Origin of the sequence: Sodalis sp. RH16, assembly GCF_047324245.1 — a bacterium.
GTDB classification, from domain to species: Bacteria; Pseudomonadota; Gammaproteobacteria; order Enterobacterales; family Enterobacteriaceae; genus Acerihabitans; species Acerihabitans ligni.
Window position 1 is genome coordinate 2,915,842 of record NZ_CP178737.1, and the last position, 15,528, is coordinate 2,931,369.

12 protein-coding genes and 1 pseudogene are annotated in these 15,528 nt (G+C 54.5%); 9 read left to right on the forward strand and 4 right to left on the reverse strand.

What is annotated here, in order from left to right:
• The first annotated feature begins 335 nt into the window (after window positions 1–335).
• Both treA and ACL2XJ_RS13410 read left to right on the forward strand, forming a co-directional pair.
• Window positions 336–2,024, forward strand: a complete 1,689-nt coding sequence (gene treA / locus ACL2XJ_RS13405; RefSeq protein ID WP_413726736.1) for an alpha,alpha-trehalase TreA — start codon at window positions 336–338, stop codon at window positions 2,022–2,024.
• Window positions 2,025–2,296: 272 nt separating this feature from the next.
• On the forward strand, window positions 2,297–4,453 hold the full coding sequence (locus ACL2XJ_RS13410) for a putative bifunctional diguanylate cyclase/phosphodiesterase (protein WP_413726737.1): 2,157 nt from the start codon (window positions 2,297–2,299) through the stop codon (window positions 4,451–4,453).
• A 50-nt stretch (window positions 4,454–4,503) separates the two neighbouring features.
• Here ACL2XJ_RS13410 and ACL2XJ_RS13415 read toward each other — a convergent pair whose 3' ends face one another.
• A complete protein-coding gene (locus ACL2XJ_RS13415; RefSeq protein ID WP_413726738.1) occupies window positions 4,504–5,313 on the reverse strand; it encodes a hypothetical protein in 810 nt (269 codons plus the stop codon).
• A 409-nt stretch (window positions 5,314–5,722) separates the two neighbouring features.
• Here ACL2XJ_RS13415 and ACL2XJ_RS13420 point away from each other — a divergent pair, with 409 nt between their 5' ends.
• Window positions 5,723–6,037, forward strand: coding sequence for a hypothetical protein (locus ACL2XJ_RS13420; RefSeq protein WP_413726739.1), 315 nt, complete (start codon window positions 5,723–5,725; stop codon window positions 6,035–6,037).
• Between the two features lie 37 nt (window positions 6,038–6,074).
• A pseudogene (locus tag ACL2XJ_RS13425) lies at window positions 6,075–6,320 on the forward strand (transcriptional regulator); the annotation flags it as partial.
• Window positions 6,321–6,349: 29 nt separating this feature from the next.
• Here ACL2XJ_RS13425 and ACL2XJ_RS13430 read toward each other — a convergent pair.
• Complete coding sequence (locus ACL2XJ_RS13430; RefSeq protein WP_413726740.1) at window positions 6,350–7,117, reverse strand: glutamine amidotransferase; 768 nt, start codon at window positions 7,115–7,117, stop codon at window positions 6,350–6,352.
• Window positions 7,118–7,414: 297 nt separating this feature from the next.
• On the opposite strand from ACL2XJ_RS13430, the gene ACL2XJ_RS13435 reads away from it, so the two are divergent.
• From ACL2XJ_RS13435 to ACL2XJ_RS13445, 3 genes are read left to right on the forward strand one after another with little or no spacing between them, the layout of a single operon-like run.
• On the forward strand, window positions 7,415–8,203 hold the full coding sequence (locus tag ACL2XJ_RS13435; protein WP_413726741.1) for an ABC transporter ATP-binding protein: 789 nt from the start codon (window positions 7,415–7,417) through the stop codon (window positions 8,201–8,203).
• On the forward strand, window positions 8,187–8,996 hold the full coding sequence (locus ACL2XJ_RS13440) for an ABC transporter permease (RefSeq protein WP_243701459.1): 810 nt from the start codon (window positions 8,187–8,189) through the stop codon (window positions 8,994–8,996). Before ACL2XJ_RS13435 ends, ACL2XJ_RS13440 begins: the two co-directional genes overlap by 17 nt.
• A gap of 20 nt (window positions 8,997–9,016) precedes the next feature.
• Window positions 9,017–10,099, forward strand: a complete 1,083-nt coding sequence (locus ACL2XJ_RS13445; protein WP_413726742.1) for a LacI family DNA-binding transcriptional regulator — start codon at window positions 9,017–9,019, stop codon at window positions 10,097–10,099.
• Window positions 10,100–10,119: 20 nt separating this feature from the next.
• Here the strand turns inward: ACL2XJ_RS13445 and ACL2XJ_RS13450 are convergent, their stop codons facing one another.
• Both ACL2XJ_RS13450 and ACL2XJ_RS13455 read right to left on the reverse strand, forming a co-directional pair.
• The gene (locus ACL2XJ_RS13450) at window positions 10,120–12,534 is read right to left on the reverse strand and encodes a phosphoketolase (protein ID WP_413726743.1); all 2,415 of its coding nucleotides are present in this window, start codon (window positions 12,532–12,534) and stop codon (window positions 10,120–10,122) included.
• Window positions 12,535–12,635: 101 nt separating this feature from the next.
• On the reverse strand, window positions 12,636–13,751 hold the full coding sequence (locus tag ACL2XJ_RS13455; RefSeq protein WP_132923128.1) for a GntR family transcriptional regulator: 1,116 nt from the start codon (window positions 13,749–13,751) through the stop codon (window positions 12,636–12,638).
• Between the two features lie 686 nt (window positions 13,752–14,437).
• Here ACL2XJ_RS13455 and ACL2XJ_RS13460 point away from each other — a divergent pair.
• A complete protein-coding gene (locus ACL2XJ_RS13460; RefSeq protein WP_132923127.1) occupies window positions 14,438–15,010 on the forward strand; it encodes an SIS domain-containing protein in 573 nt (190 codons plus the stop codon).
• Window positions 15,011–15,041: 31 nt separating this feature from the next.
• Entirely contained in the window at window positions 15,042–15,515 is a 474-nt protein-coding gene (locus ACL2XJ_RS13465) for a VOC family protein (RefSeq protein ID WP_132923126.1), read from the forward strand.
• Window positions 15,516–15,528 lie beyond the last annotated feature (13 nt).

Genomic DNA, 15,528 nt, shown 5'->3' on the forward strand with positions numbered 1-15,528 from the left:
CCATGAAACCCCCGAGGGTGCGCAAGCAGGATATTTCAATTGATGGTTTAATGCTATTCGTTGTTTTAAAACAAAAAAATATCATGTGATGCTCTCTTTTCCTATGGCGGCCGGCGGAAATAATCAGCGTGTCCATTTGACAGTGGCGCTCCCGCCGCGCCGCGCCCGACGGGGCCATAGCCTGGTTAAGGCGCTTGCGCCGGGAAGAATAAACGTTTCGGGCTTGTTCCGGATGTCCATGAATAGTTCAGTAGTGGCTATAGTTATAAGTCTGCTACGAATTTCGCGGCCGCGGCCAGATTAGCCGGATGGCGTATAAAAAAGGAGAAAAACCTATGATTACACGCTCTTTCAGGTGGACCTGGAAAAGATTTCTGACATTGGGCATGGCGCTGGGAGCAGCTTCAGGCCTGGCTCTCTCTACGAGTACAACTAAAAATAAAACAAATATTCCTTCCTTGCTGGGGCCGGACATATTATTGGGCCAGCTCTATATCGACGTGCAAACGGCGAAATTATTCCCCGACCAGAAAACTTTTGCGGATGCGGTACCGCGCCGGACTCCGTCGGCGATTGTGGCCGATTATCAAGTAAAAAAACGGCGTAAAAAATTCAATCTGCGAACCTTTGTCGACAAGAATTTTATCTTTCCCCCGGATCGGGTGAAATATGTGCCGCCCACCGGCCAGACGTTACGTGAACATATCAATACGCTATGGCCGGTATTGACCCGTAATACCGCCACCGTACGGCCTTACGATTCGCTGCTGCCTCTGCCCAACGATTATGTGGTGCCGGGGGGCCGGTTCCGGGAAGTCTATTATTGGGATAGCTACTTCACCATGCTGGGCCTGGCGGAAAGCGACAAATGGGAACTGGTCAGGGATATGACCAATAACTTCGCCCATGAAATCGAAAAATACGGCCATATTCCCAACGGGAACCGCAGCTATTACCTGAGCCGTTCCCAGCCGCCCTTTTTCGCCTTGATGATCGATTTGCTGGCGACCCACGATGGCGAGGGGGTTTACCTCAAGTACCTGCCGCAATTGAAAAAAGAGTACGAGTACTGGATGGCAGGCAGCGAGAACCTGGAAAATGGCGAAGCCAACAAACGGGTGGTGCGTTTGCCGGACGGTTCGTTACTGAACCGGTATTGGGATGATCTGGATACCCCGCGCACGGAATCCTATATGGAGGACGTGCTGACCGCCAGCGAGGCCAAAGACCGGCCGGCGGCGGAAGTTTATCGTGATTTGCGGGCCGGCGCCGCCTCTGGCTGGGATTATAGTTCGCGCTGGTTCTACAACCCGCTGGAACTCTCGTCCATACGCACCACCTCATTCCTGCCGGTGGACCTGAACGCCTTGCTGTATCATCTTGAGCATACCCTGGCCAACGCCAGTTTGCTGGCCAAGGATCAGAAAGCGGCCAATGATTACAGCCAGCGGGCCGAACGCCGGAAGCAGGCTATCAACCAGCACCTGTGGAACGATCAGGAGGGCTATTACGCCGACTACAACTGGCAGCAGGGCAAGCTGAGCGAACAGCTTACCGCCGCCACCGTGTTTCCGCTCTACGCAAAAATCGCGCCGATGGATCGCGCCAATCGCACCGCGCAAACCATACGGTCGCAGCTGCTTAAGCAAGGCGGCTTGACCACCACTACCCATACCACCGGCCAGCAATGGGATGCCCCCAATGGCTGGGCGCCGCTGCAATGGGTTGCGGTTGAAGGGTTGCGTAATTACGGCAATGATGCCCTGGCGGAAGATATCGCCACCCGGTTTTTAGGCAACGTGCAGCGGCTTTATAATAATCAGCACAAGCTGGTGGAAAAATATGTTGTTGAAGGCAGCGGCCTCGGCGGCGGCGGCGGCGGTGAATATCCGCTGCAGGATGGCTTCGGCTGGACTAATGGCGTCACCCTGAAATTACTGGATATGTATTGCGATAAAACGCCGGGCTGCGAGGACAAACAAAGCTCGGACGAGAGTGCAAAAGAGGCTACGGCGGCCCATTAGCATAGGATGGCGCCATGGCCGCCCTATGAGTCTATCGCCCCGTTGACCCGTCAGCGGCACATAAACGGGGCCCTGGGCATAGGGCCGGCACCGTCTTTTAGAATCTGATGAATTTTATCCGGCGCCGGTCATTATTCATTCTTATCGATCCCGCGCATAAAACCAGCCCGTTGATTATCGCCGCTTCTTCGCGCCTGTGACTATACTTAATAGGCATAACCCTTCTAAAGCATTGTCAATTATTATGTTTATAATTATTTGAAGAGGCAAATATGACGTATCCGCCGTTGGGTCAGGATGAAGAAAAGCGTTTGGCAATTCTTGAGGAATTCGGAATTCATTCGCCAATAGCGGATATGGCTTTTAACCGATTAATCCAATTAACGGCCAATATATTCAATGTTCCCATCGTATTGATTTCCCTTATTGAAGCGGAGCGGCAGCTGTTTGTCGCCAGCACCGGCATCGCTACCTGTGAAACGCCGCGGGACATTTCCTTTTGTACCCATACCATCCAAACTCGAAATATCCTGGTGATACCGGATACCCTGGCGGATCTTTTATTCCGGGATAATCCACTGGTGACCGGGGAGCCCTTTATCCGTTTTTACGCCGGAATACCACTGTTTACGCGAACGGGCTACGCCATCGGCTCATTGTGCATTATCGATCGGGTACCGCGACCGGATCTTAACGGCGGCGATAGGCAGAATATGCAGGATTTGGCGGCGCTGGTGATGGATAAGCTGGAAATGCGCCGACTGGAACGGGCGCGCGGCGCCAGCCAGGGCCGTTTTGAAAATATCGCGCATACCTCGCCGGATGCGATTATCTGCGCCGACGAAATCGGTACCATTACATTTTGGAACGCCGCCGCCCGTAAATTATTGGGTTATGACAGCAAGGATATTATCGGACAAAATATCAATATATTGATACCGGGCGGTCCGGTGGCCCGATTGCGCCGTCTGGTGGCGGATAAAGAAGCCTTGCAGCATGGCGGCACGCTGGAACTGAAGGTTCGGGCCGCGGACGGCGCCTGGATTCCGGTGGAGCTGTCCGCCTCGATGTGGGTCGATGATCAGCATGTCAGCTTTGGCGCCATCCTGCGGGATATTACCGAACGTCGCCGCAATGAGGAGCGCCTGTTCCAACTGGCGCATATGGATCATCTTACCGGACTGGCCAATCGGACCCTGCTGACGTCGAGTCTCGAACAGGTATTGAGGAATGAAGACGCCGCCATCATCATGCTGGTGGATCTGGACGGCTTCAAGGACGTCAATGATAACCTGGGACATGCCGGCGGTGATGCGGTTCTGGTGGAAGTGGGCTATAAACTGCAGCACTGCGTGCGATCCGGCGATGTGGTGGCCCGCATGGGCGGCGATGAGTTCGCCATGCTGATGCCGGGCCTGTCGGATCCGCAGCGGGCAGCGGAAATCGCCGACCAGATCATTGATGAAATATCAAAAATTTTGGCCGTCGACGGACAGCCGGTGAATATCGGCGCCAGCGTCGGTATCGTGATTTATCCCATCCACGGCCTGACTATCCAGGAACTGCTTACCAGCGCGGATCTGGCGCTCTATCAGGCGAAAGCCGAGGGACGCCACTGCCGCCGTTTCTTTACCCGCGAACTGCGTGAGCTATCGCAGGCGAAACGCTCCTACCAAACCGAACTCGGCCGCGCTTTCGAGCAGAATGAATTTGAATTGTTTTATCAGCCTCAGGTACGTTTGTCCGACGAAGCGATTGTCGGCGCGGAAGCCCTGCTGCGCTGGCAACATCCGGTAAAAGGATTGCTTGGTCCGGCCGCTTTTTTACCGGCGTTGGAATCCGGTCCGTGGGCGGAACGGGTCGGGGAGTGGGTGATAAAGACCGCTTGCCGCCAGACGGCGGCCTGGCGCAAGGCCGGCGTTGAAAATTTCCGTACCGGCGTCAATCTTTTTAGCGCTCAGTTCAGAACCGGAAACCTGGCGCGGCAGGTTCGCGCCATTCTGGCCGAAACCGGGTTACCGCCCCAGGCGCTGGAATTGGAAATCACCGAGAATATCATCCTGCGCCATGATGAAACGATGCTGCTTCCGCTGCGCGAATTATGCCAAGATGGCGTGGGGATCGCTTTTGATGACTATGGAACGGGATATGCTTCCCTCAGCATGCTCAAGCATTACCCGGTCACCCGGCTGAAGGTGGATCAAACCTTTGTCCGCGCCATGTGCGAATCCCCGCCGGATGCGGCGATCGTCAGGGCAATACTCTATTTGGGCAGCAGCTTCAAACTGGAGGTTATCGCCGAAGGCGTTGAAACCGTGGAACAGTGCGAACGCTTGCGTAAAAAAGGCTGTCTTGAAGCCCAGGGCTATCTGTTCGGCAAACCCATGCCGGCGGCGGAGTTTGCCCTGCGGTTGGGACTGGGACGCTGAAGACGATGGCGATACCCATGAGTTCTTTTGACGCGGTCGGGACAATCGTCTTACCAAGGCCGCCAGAGCCGCCCCATCTGGGCCATGTCTCCGTTTGCCGCCTGCTGTTGCAAAACCGGCAGGGGACGGGAACCCGCCCTTCCGCTGTTTGTGCTACTTTTGCCTTGAGCGCTACGGTGGGTTCCGGCCGCTTTCTCCGCCGGGCCATTATTGCTCTGCTGTGCGGCGATTAGGGAAGAGTTGACTTCTAAAATCCTTTTATGGAGCAATTCTGCCGAAAGGCCGCCATCGTCAAGATTTCCTGTCCATGCCGGACATTCTTTCAACCATTTCATGAGTCTCGTACGGGGAACACCGTATTTCTTTACCACAGAATATATGCTCAGGTGTTTATTCGTTACCTCATCCAGGCATGCTTTTTTGATGTTCTGATAATAGATCTCTTTTTCCCATTTTTTCCGCGCTGTAATAGCGGCGTAGCTGGACCGATACGGCATTTGTCTGTACTGATTGGAAGCCTTGGCGTTAAGCGAATCGCCAATTGTATGCACAGAGCAATGAGCATGGAGATTGCAGTTCTTCTGCCCGCCCATGATTGATTGAGGTAAACCGGCAGTAATTTCAGAGCCGCCGGTCCATGATCCGCCATGTATTGAAGGTGGGAGCTGAGCACTATCGCGTGACGCTGCAGGGATTTTGTTAAATTTCACACTGCTGTTGGAAACGCTTATTCTTGGCGCCATTCGTGATGTATTGGCAGAAAAGGGTTCATGCGTATTAGCTCCGGCTCCAAGTCCATCCATCGAGGCATATCCGCTAAAAGTCACCGTCCCGTTATTAGCCGACAGCGTATTGTTCATGCAAAGCTCCAAAACGTTTCATCATTTTTTTTAGTATCATAATGAAATTGTGCATCTGCTCAACAAATATTTCGGCTATTTTAAATAGCAGATAAAACTATTTTTTTTAAAACAAACTTGGCCGAAACAGGGGATGTTCCGCCGAACCCTCGTTAAAGCCGCGATTTTCAACCTATCGTCATTTAAATATTTCTGCCCATCTTCCCTCTGTCAAACCGGGTTACGCCTAGCCTCGGGGGAGCTCCCCCAGCCTGCATGCTTACGGTTTACTTCCTGAAAGCCATTCTTTCGATATCTTTCGTTTAAGTTCAGACGAAGGTTTATTATGATCAGGATCACAAACGTAAATAGAAGATAAATACAATAAATAAAAATAGGTTGCGTAAATGAGCGATAATCAAAAGCAATTGTGTTGAAATTAACGGCATTGGGCGGATTGTTGTTACTGGTTATTATTTTTTCGGTGACCAGCGGCAGTTTCCTGACCATGAATAATATCATGACGGTGGGATTGCAAACCTCCACCATTGCCTTTATCGGCATGGGCGCCACCTGCGTTATCCTCACCGGCGGCATTGAATTAAGCATCGGATCCGTTGTCGCCCTGTCGGGCGTGGCGGCGAGGCTATCGATCAAGGCCGGTTTGCCGGTGGAGCTCGGCCTGCTGGCCGCTATCTCTACGCCATCGGATCCAATGAGGCGGCCTCGCGCCTGTCAGGCATAAAGCCGATCGCGTTAAGCTGTACGCCTACGCCCTCTGCGGCGCGGACGGTATTGATGCCCGTATCGGCATTTCGTCTTTTAACGAGGGTTTCGCCATCAGCGGCGTGATGGCGAACGCGGCTAAAAAAGTGGTTGCGGTGCTGGATTCCAGCAAGTTCGGCCGTAACGGATTCAATCTGGTGCTGCCTATCGATAAAATTCACACCTTGATCACTGATGACGGAATCAATGACAAGGATCGAACCGACCTGGAACAGCAGGGCATTGAGGTCATCATCGTCTGATGATTTGCCCGGCCGGCCGCATCGGTCAGCTATTGCGTCATCCAGGACAGCATATTGATCAATAACTGCCTGTAGCCGGGCCAGTCCATAAAGCTTTGCGGCAGCCAGTGCGGGCTGATATCCGATGTCCACACCAGCGTACGCCCTTGCTGATAGCGGCCGGTCACCAGCAGCGGATGGCCGCCGGCGGCTTTTGGCAAGCGCGCCAGCACTTCGCTGCCGGGTTTGACGATCACTTCGTTTATCCCCAGCAATACCGGCCATTCGCCGGTAATATCACTGAACATGGCATGGCCTTGATACGCCGGCTCTATTTCCGGGCGGAATCCTTCGGGTATTTCGATCCGATCGTCATAGGGCAGACATTCCACCGGCAAGGCCTGTTCCACCGGGGTCCGATGCCAGCGCGCCTTGCCGTCGATGCCCTGGAAACTCAGATAGCCGCCGAACATGGCCAGGGCGCCTCCCTGGGCGGTCCAATCCCTTAACAGCGCCAGGCGATTGGCCACGGTTTTGCCGTTCAGCCAGACATCGGGGTGCAACAGCAGCGAATTGGCGCCGATATCCGACAGCAGGACGGCATCGTAAGCGCTGAGCCCCTCTGCGGTAAAGGGGAAATCTTCCACCGCCTGATGCGCAGGTAGATGGGTGATCTCAAACTCCGTGTCGGCCAGTGCGGCCATCAGACCTTTGGCCCCCGAGTGGAAGGTCACGCTGCCGAACTGATCGAAACCCTTGAAATGCGTTGCCGAGGTAACCCATGTTTCACCTACCAGCAGTACTTTTTTTCGACTCATTGTGAGGCCCTCCCCGAGCCGTATTAAAAAATTGGGTGTTATAGTGCTCTATTGATATGTCAGTCATCACGGTTATTGAACCGGTTCAATAAACAAAATTGTCATCTTAATGCTTTTTAATCAAGCAAAAAAAAAGATATTATCGAGATACAATGGTAAATTATTGAACCGTTTCAATTTCCATTTTATCCGCCAGGTTGCGGTGGTTCGGCGGCGGCGGTTGTGGAATACTGATAACCGAAGGGAAGCCATTGATTGTAGCGTACCGGGATATCCGGATTGAAAAGAGGCCACCGCATGACATCTGCCAAGTTATCGATCCGACAGGTCAGCCGGCGCTTTGGGGCGATGACGGCGCTGGCGCCCACCAGTCTTGACATCGCGCCGGGGGAGTTCGTCTGCGTGGTGGGGCCGTCCGGCTGCGGCAAAAGCACCTTGTTCAATCTTATTTCCGGGATTTTGCCCCCGGACAGCGGCGCGATTGTTCTTGACGGCAGGGATGTTACCGGCCGCACCGGCCATGTGGGATATATGCTGCAAAAGGATCTGCTGCTGCCCTGGATGACGGTTATCGACAATATCGTGCTCGGCGCCATCCTTAACGGCGGCGCCGGCCGGGCGCAGCGGGCGGCCGGGGTAGCGCTGGCGGAACGCTACGGCCTCGGGGAGTTCATCAATCACTATCCGGCGGCACTGTCCGGCGGAATGCGGCAGCGGGTGGCGCTGATGCGCACCCTGGCCATGGAGCATGACGTCATGCTGCTGGACGAACCCTTCGGCGCGCTGGATTCGCAAACCCGTTTGTCCATGCAGCAGTGGCTGTTGACCGTCTGGGCCGAGCAGCACCGGACGGTGATTTTCGTCACCCATGATATCGACGAAGCGGTTTACCTGGCGGACCGGGTGGTGGTAATGACGCCCCGTCCCGGCCGTATCCAGGAAATCTTTACCGTGAATATTCCCCGGCCGCGGCCTTTGTCCTGTCTGACCGGGGAGGAATTCATCCGGTTGAAGCGCCGGATATTGAGCCTGATTTACAGCGAGACTCCCCAACAGGACGTTCATGCCGATGAAACACCTTCGTAAATTGTTGTTACCCCTGCTGGGGCCCCTGGCGGCGTTACTGCTGGTGCTGCTGGCATGGGACCTGGCGGTGCGTTATTACCACATTCCCCCCTATGTCCTGCCTTCGCCGGAAATGACCTGGCGCCATGTGCTGTCGGACTGGGCGGTATTATGGATTGGTTTTCAAAGTACGTTTACCACCTTCTTGCTGGGGTTTGTTCTCGGCGCCGGCGCCGGGTTCCTGTTTGCGGTGGCCATGGATTCCACCCGCTGGATTCGCAGCGTGCTCTATCCGATTCTCATTGCCAGCCAGGCAGTGCCGGTGATCGCCATTTCCGCCGCGCTGACCATCTGGCTGGGGTTCGGCCTGGCGCCCAAACTGGTTATCGTGGCACTGGTGGTATTTTTCCCGGTGGTGGTGAACGTGCTGGACGGCCTGAACTCCGTTGACGGCGATATGCTGAACCTGGTGAGGTCCATGGGCGGCTCCCGCTGGAGCATCTTTCGCTATGTCAAACTGCCGGCCACCTATACGCCGCTGTTTTCCGCCCTGAAACTGTCCGCCACGTTCAGCGTGACCGGCGCGGTGATCGGCGAATGGACCGCCTCCACCAGCGGCGGCCTGGGCGCTTATCTGCTGCAGGCCAACTCGCGGTTGAACACCGCCGGGACCTTTTCCGCCATCGGTTTCCTGGCCTTATTGGGCGTGCTCAGTTTCCTGCTGGTGATTGTGCTGGAATATCTGGTCACTCCATGGCGCACTTCGTCCAAGGCCCGCCGCTGGTCGCGGCGCTACTGGCGCCGTTCCCCCTAACCCGCACAGGCTTATCAAGCATGGAAAACAGCATCAAATCCGCCCGGCCGGTTCGGCCCACCATTCGTGATGTGGCGCGGCTGGCCGGGGTTTCAATCGGCACCGTCAGCGCCGTGATCAACAATAGCGCCCGGCCGGTGGCGGAGGATACCCGCCGCCACGTCCTGCGCTGCATCGCCGAACTGAACTTCGAACCGAACAGCGCCGCCAGGAGCCTTAAGCATCAACGCATCTCATCCATCGGTTTTGTCGTGCCGGATTTGGGCAATGCGTTTTTCGTCGATGTCGCCCAGGGTATCCAGAGCGTGCTGGATACCGTCGATTGCCTGCTGGTGTTGTGTCTGACCTGGTCGGATACCCGGCGGGAGGAGTATTACGCCCAGGTGTTGCGCACCCAGCGGCTGAACGGAGTGATTTATCTCTCCGGCACCGGTTTGCCCAGTCCGTCGCTTACCGCCTTGGCGACAAAGGGGTCGGTGGTGTTTGTGGATGAATATCTGCCCGGCATGGTGTCCGGCATAGCCCCCGGGATAGAAGTGCCGTTTATCAGTTCGCAAAATCTTATCGGCGCCCGTACCCTGGGACAATATGTCTTGGCCAGGCACCACCGTCGCCTGGCGCTGGTAAGCGGTCCGCGGGGGTTATGGACCAGTGAGCAGCGCCAGGCGGGATTCCGCGAGGCCCTTGCCGGTGCCGGCATCCCGCCGGACAGCGTGCCGGTGATACGCGGCGATTACACCGAGCAGGCAGGCCGCCGGGCGGCGGACGAGATCCTGGCCCTGGCGGCGCGGCCCACGGCGGTGCTGTGCGCCAACGATCTGATGGCCATTGGTTTTATCCGCCGCTGCCTGGAGCTGCACGTACGGGTGCCGGAGGATATCAGCGTTACCGGTTTCGACGATATTCCCGAAGCGCGGCTGCTTCACCCCGAACTGACCACCGTGCGCCAGCCGGGGCGGGACATGGGCCGCGCCGCGGCGACCCTGCTGCTGCAGCGCATGGGCGCCGTCACCGACGGTCCGGCGCAAAAAGATTTTCCCACCGAGCTTTGTATCCGCCGTTCGGTGGGTTTATCGCCACCTGACGATGTTGTGCCGGGGTAAATCCCCTAGGCACTGTGGGTTCACACCGGCCGGTGGATTTCTTGCCACTGCCAATCCCGCACTTCCGGCAAGTCGTCGCCGTGTTCCCGCACATAATGATAATGCTCATCCAGCTTGGCACGGAACAGGGCCAGGGCGGCGGCGGCCGGTTGTTGCGCTTTCAGCCCCGGCACCCGCTCAATGGCGGAGATGGCCAAGTGAAATCTGTCCAGCCGATTAAGCACCGCCATATCAAACGGCGTAGTGGTGGTGCCTTCTTCCATGAAACCATGTACGTGGATATTGTCATGGTTTTTGCGTTGATAGGTCAGGCGATGGATCAGGACCGGATAACCGTGAAAAGCGAATATCACCGGCCGGTCGGGGGTAAAAAGCGCATCGAAGACGTTATCGGGGCGGCCGTGGGGGTGGCTTTCCGGTGATTGCAGCGCCAGCAGGTCCACCACGTTGACCACCCGGATGCGCAGGGCCGGCACATGGCGGCGCAGCAGTTCCACCGCCGCCAGCGTTTCCATGGTGGGGACATCCCCGGCGCAGGCCATCACCACATCCGGCGGCGTGCGGCCGTCTTCGTTACCCGCCCAGCGCCAGATGCCCATGCCCGACTCGCAGTGCTTGACCGCTTCATCCAGAGGCAGCCACTGCGGTTCCGGCTGTTTGCCCGCCACAATGACATTGATGCGATCGTAGGTGTTCAGACAGTGATCGCCCACCCACAGCAGGGTATTGGCGTCCGGCGGAAGATAAATGCGCACGATATCGGCTTTCTTGTTGGCCACCAGATCCATAAATCCCGGATCCTGGTGGCTATACCCGTTGTGATCCTGCCGCCAGACATGGGACGACAAGAGATAATTCAGGGACGATATGGGCCGGCGCCATGGCAAAGCACGGGATACCTTCAGCCACTTGGCATGCTGGTTGAACATGGAGTCGACGATATGGATAAAGGCTTCGTAACAGGTAAACACGCCGTGGCGACCGGTAAGCAGATAGCCCTCCAGCCAGCCCTGGCAAAGATGCTCGCTCAGGACTTCCATCACGCGGCCGTCCGTTGCCAACTGCTCGTCGTAAGGTTTTACCTCCTCCATCCAAACCCGATGGGTGGCTTCAAAAACCGAGCTCAGCCGGTTTGACGCCGTCTCGTCCGGGCCGAACAGGCGAAAATTGGCGTTATCCGCATTCAGCCGGAAAATATCCCGCAAATATTCACTGAAAATTTTGGTGGATTCCGCCTGGATTCCACCCCGCCGGCTTACCGCCACCTGATAGTCGCCGATGGCCGGCGTGCGCAGGGCCTTGCGCAGCAGTCCCCCGTTGGCATGAGGATTAGCCCCCATGCGCCGGGCGCCGGCGGGGGCCAACTGACGCAGGTCGTCCTGCAGCCTGCCCTCGGCGTCGAACAGTTCTTCAGGGTGGTAACTGCGCAGCCAGTCCTCCAGTATTTTCCGGTGGGCGTCGTTCTCGCGGCAGCCCGCCACCGGAACCTGGTGGGCGCGCCAGAAGCCTTCCACTTTTTTGCCGTCCACTTCTTTCGGGCCGGTCCAGCCCTTCGGGCTGCGAAATACGATCAGCGGCCAATGGGGCACCTCATGCTTCGGCGCACCGCCGGCGGCGGCATCTCGTTGTATTTCGTGGATAGCGTCGAAGGCCAGATCAAAAGCGGCAATCATTTTACGGTGCATATCCAGGGGTTCATCCCCTTCGACAAAAATCGGCCGATAGCCATAACCCCCGAACAGTTGCCGCAGGTCGCCATCGCTGCAACGCGCCAGCAGGGTGGGGTTGGCTATTTTGTAGCCGTTAAGGTGCAGAATGGGCAGCACGGCGCCGTCGCGGGCCGGATTAATGAATTTGTTGGCGTGCCAGCTGGCGGCCAACGGGCCGGTTTCCGCTTCACCGTCGCCGATAACACAGGCGGCGATTAGGCTTGGGTTATCGAACACCGCGCCGTAGGCGTGCACCAGAGAGTAGCCCAGTTCGCCGCCTTCATTGATGGAACCGGGCGTTTCCGCCGCCGCGTGGCTCGGGATGCCGCCCGGGAACGAGAATTGCCGGAACAGTTTGCGCATCCCCTCGACGTCTGCACCGACGGCCGGATAAATTTCGCTATAGGTGCCCTCAAGCCAGGTATTGGCTACCATCCCGGGCCCGCCGTGCCCCGGACCGCAAATAAAGATAATTTCCGCATCGCGATTGCGGATAATGCGATTGAGATGGGTATAGATAAAATTGAGTCCGGGCGTAGTACCCCAGTGGCCGAGCAGGCGAGGCTTGATATGTTCGGGCAGCAGCGGCCGGCGGAGCAGGGGATTGTCCATCAGATAGATTTGTCCCATCGACAGGTAATTGGCCGCCCGCCAATAGCGATCCATAAGCGCCAGTTCTCGGGCATCGGGGGTGGAGGGAACGGTTTCTGCGGCGGTGGTATGCATCGGAGCCTCCTCGACAGACTTAATAAGACATAGCTCAAGTCTAGACCGGTATCTTCCGCTATGCCTGGGGGAGGGCGCGCGGGCGGGCAGTCAGTGATGAATCAGGGAAGCGTTCCGCAGGAAGAACGGATAATCAGTTCGCCGCGGAGCTGCAAATGGCGGGGGGCCGTCTGCGGAAACTGTAGACGGTTAAGCATCAGGAAAATGGCGTTTTCCGCGATATCGCCGAAGGGTTGTTTATAGGTGGTCAGGGGGATGCCGAGCAAAGCCGAATATTCGTTATCATCAAAGCCGACAACGTTCACTTTGCGGTTGATTTGAGTGCAGACTGATAACAGCTTCATGGCGGTGAAATCGTTGGCGCAAACAATATCGGTGGCGCCGGAATCGAGTATACGGTTAATAAACTTTTTATCCCCCACGGCGCCCTCATGCACCCACTCCGCTACGGCGGGCAGTGCGGCTTCCAGCAATGCCAGCCTATATCCCATAATGCGCATGGAAACCGTATGAGCCGAGTAGTTTTCACAAAGAAAATCAACGCGCCGCGTTTTATTTTGCAGCAAATGGCGCGTCACTTCATAACCGGCGGCGATATTGTCGATACCCACCAGGTCGTAGGCGCTTTTATCCGGATAAGCGGCAAAATCGCTGTCCACCAGGACCACCTTGATATTGTATTGCGATAATTTATGCAGAATCAGGTTGTTGATCTCATCCGCAAAGGGGTGAAATTCAATGGGAATAAAAAATATTCCGTGCACGTTATTTTTGATATAGCGATCGATGATTTTTTCAATGATCTCGATGATTTTTTGTTTACTGGCCTCCGATCCCATGGTGACCACACCGTTCCAGACCAGGGAAAAATTGAATTGCTGCGATAATGACGCCATGGACTTGAAAATTTGTTCGAAGAGAAAGCCGCTTTCATTGGCCTCAAGGCGAGGAGATAATATACCGAGGATCAGTTCTTGCGGCGCAAGGGGAGATTCCTGACGCTGAACGCAGACATAATGACCTGAGCCCTGAGTACTGCTGATCAATCCCAGTTCTCTTAATTTAGCCAAGGCTTTGGATATTGTGGGCCGGGAGACGGAAAACTCATCACATAAAATTTTTTCCGATGGTAAACGTTGATCTTCTTCGTAGATCCCATCAAGGATACGCTGTTTTATCGTCAAGAATACCGCGTCAAGTTTACCTCTTTTTGCCATGATGATTTTTTTCGCCCATTCTAAAAGTAATTAAGCAATTCAAAATTATCCGTGGGCCGGGAAATAACACCGACACGAAATAACCAGCACCCGACAATATTTTAAAAACACCATAAATGATAAAAGTTGTAAAATCAAGCGCGTTATTTGGTCAAGATTTATACCGTCCGAGGCCGCTGCCGCCATTGTGATTATCGTGCAGGAGATAAAAATAAACCCGTACCGAGCACACTAAATAAAGATTTTTTTCTTTATCACGAGTGGCGTCACAATCTTAATCCCTCGCCCTTACGGTATTGACTTCAATGAATTGATCCCAGCGGCGATTCTGCCCCATCCGACAACCTTTGGCAAGTCGCTGCCAAGCGGCAACGCGTCCCCGAGTCCTCTTCCCGATGGGGGAGTTTAGACGGCTTTTTTTACCCTGTGGCGTTACAACAGCGCTGCTGTGGAGATACTGGAGGGGCTGTAATTCTTTCGGATAATTAATGTGAGCGCGATCACTTTAATGACAAAACGGTGCTTTTTTTTAACAAATTTGCAAAAAAAATGTGATCGGTATCGATAGTTACGCTACAAATTTATCGTATGTTGTATGCACATATCAACTAAATTAGTTTACAAATTTTTTGATATGTAAAAATAAATCATCAATGCCGATTAAACTAAAACTGAGGATTTTTTTGATGTACACCTACAAGAACCTCGTTGAACAGGTAATAGCTGAAAACAAAACGACGCTGCTGGCGGTTGATGAAAATGAAATTAGCCAGTTGATGGATGAAATATGTAAAGCAAAAACGATTCAGTTGTATGCTATGGGTAGAATGCAACTTTCCGTTCGCGCTTTTGCCATGCGGCTGAAGCATATGGGATTCGACAGTTATGTGGTTTATGACACCACCACCCCCTGCATCGGGGAGGGAGACCTGCTTATCGTCCACTGCGGGGTCACCAATGTCGAACTCAATATCATCAAGCTGGCTAAGGAAGCCGGCGCCCGCATCGCTTTACTCACCGCGCATCCGGAAAACGAACATGGCGGTTATGCCGATTTAACGGTGCGGGTACCGGGCCAGATTTTTGGCGGCGCTGAGGAAGTGGCATCCATTCAGCCCATGTCGTCCCTGCTGGAACAATCGCTCTTTTTGTTTGTTGATATTATTACCATGCTGTTGATTGAAAAAACCGGTATTTCCCTCGACGAGATGAAAAAGCGCCATACCAATCTTGAAGGGTTGCCGCATAAATTTGCCTAACGTTGATTTTATTTAGCCAAAAGGCCCGATTATGAAAGATGGTGACATAATACAAATCGCACATCTGGTATCCAATCTGGATGATGCAATTGAGCATTATTATCATGTATGTAATATCGGTCCATGGGATATATACACCTATGGACCGCATAATATCAAAAATTCACTTTATCGCGGTAAGCCGGCGGAGCATGTTTATAAAATCGCCGTATGCTGGGTAAACGGTGTTCAAATGGAATTAATGCAGCCTGTAAGCGGATATAGCATCTATGATGAGTATATCGAAAAGCATGGTTACGGTTTGCATCATTTGAAGCTTTATTTTAAAGATTGCCGGCAGGCGATAGCCGATTATGAAAAACGCGGCTACCAGGTGGTGCAAAGCGGCAATATCGGTGACGATGTTTTTTATTATCTTGATACCGAAGAGCGGTTCCAGGGCGCGGTGATCGAATTAGGCAACGCCGGTGCCATACCTGAACCGGAAAGCCGGTATCCCGCCTGATATACCCGTCGCT

Bases quoted from the DNA above. Each gene is read 5' to 3' on its own strand.
- treA (WP_413726736.1), top strand. From the start codon at position 336: ATGATTACACGCTCTTTCAGGTGGACCTGGAAAAGATTTCTGACATTG.
- ACL2XJ_RS13410 (WP_413726737.1), top strand. From the start codon at position 2,297: ATGACGTATCCGCCGTTGGGTCAGGATGAAGAAAAGCGTTTGGCAATT.
- ACL2XJ_RS13415 (WP_413726738.1), bottom strand. From the start codon at position 5,313: ATGAACAATACGCTGTCGGCTAATAACGGGACGGTGACTTTTAGCGGA.
- ACL2XJ_RS13430 (WP_413726740.1), bottom strand. From the start codon at position 7,117: ATGAGTCGAAAAAAAGTACTGCTGGTAGGTGAAACATGGGTTACCTCG.
- ACL2XJ_RS13435 (WP_413726741.1), top strand. From the start codon at position 7,415: ATGACATCTGCCAAGTTATCGATCCGACAGGTCAGCCGGCGCTTTGGG.
- ACL2XJ_RS13440 (WP_243701459.1), top strand. From the start codon at position 8,187: ATGAAACACCTTCGTAAATTGTTGTTACCCCTGCTGGGGCCCCTGGCG.
- ACL2XJ_RS13445 (WP_413726742.1), top strand. From the start codon at position 9,017: ATGGAAAACAGCATCAAATCCGCCCGGCCGGTTCGGCCCACCATTCGT.
- ACL2XJ_RS13450 (WP_413726743.1), bottom strand. From the start codon at position 12,534: ATGCATACCACCGCCGCAGAAACCGTTCCCTCCACCCCCGATGCCCGA.
- ACL2XJ_RS13455 (WP_132923128.1), bottom strand. From the start codon at position 13,751: ATGGCAAAAAGAGGTAAACTTGACGCGGTATTCTTGACGATAAAACAG.
- ACL2XJ_RS13460 (WP_132923127.1), top strand. From the start codon at position 14,438: ATGTACACCTACAAGAACCTCGTTGAACAGGTAATAGCTGAAAACAAA.
- ACL2XJ_RS13465 (WP_132923126.1), top strand. From the start codon at position 15,042: ATGAAAGATGGTGACATAATACAAATCGCACATCTGGTATCCAATCTG.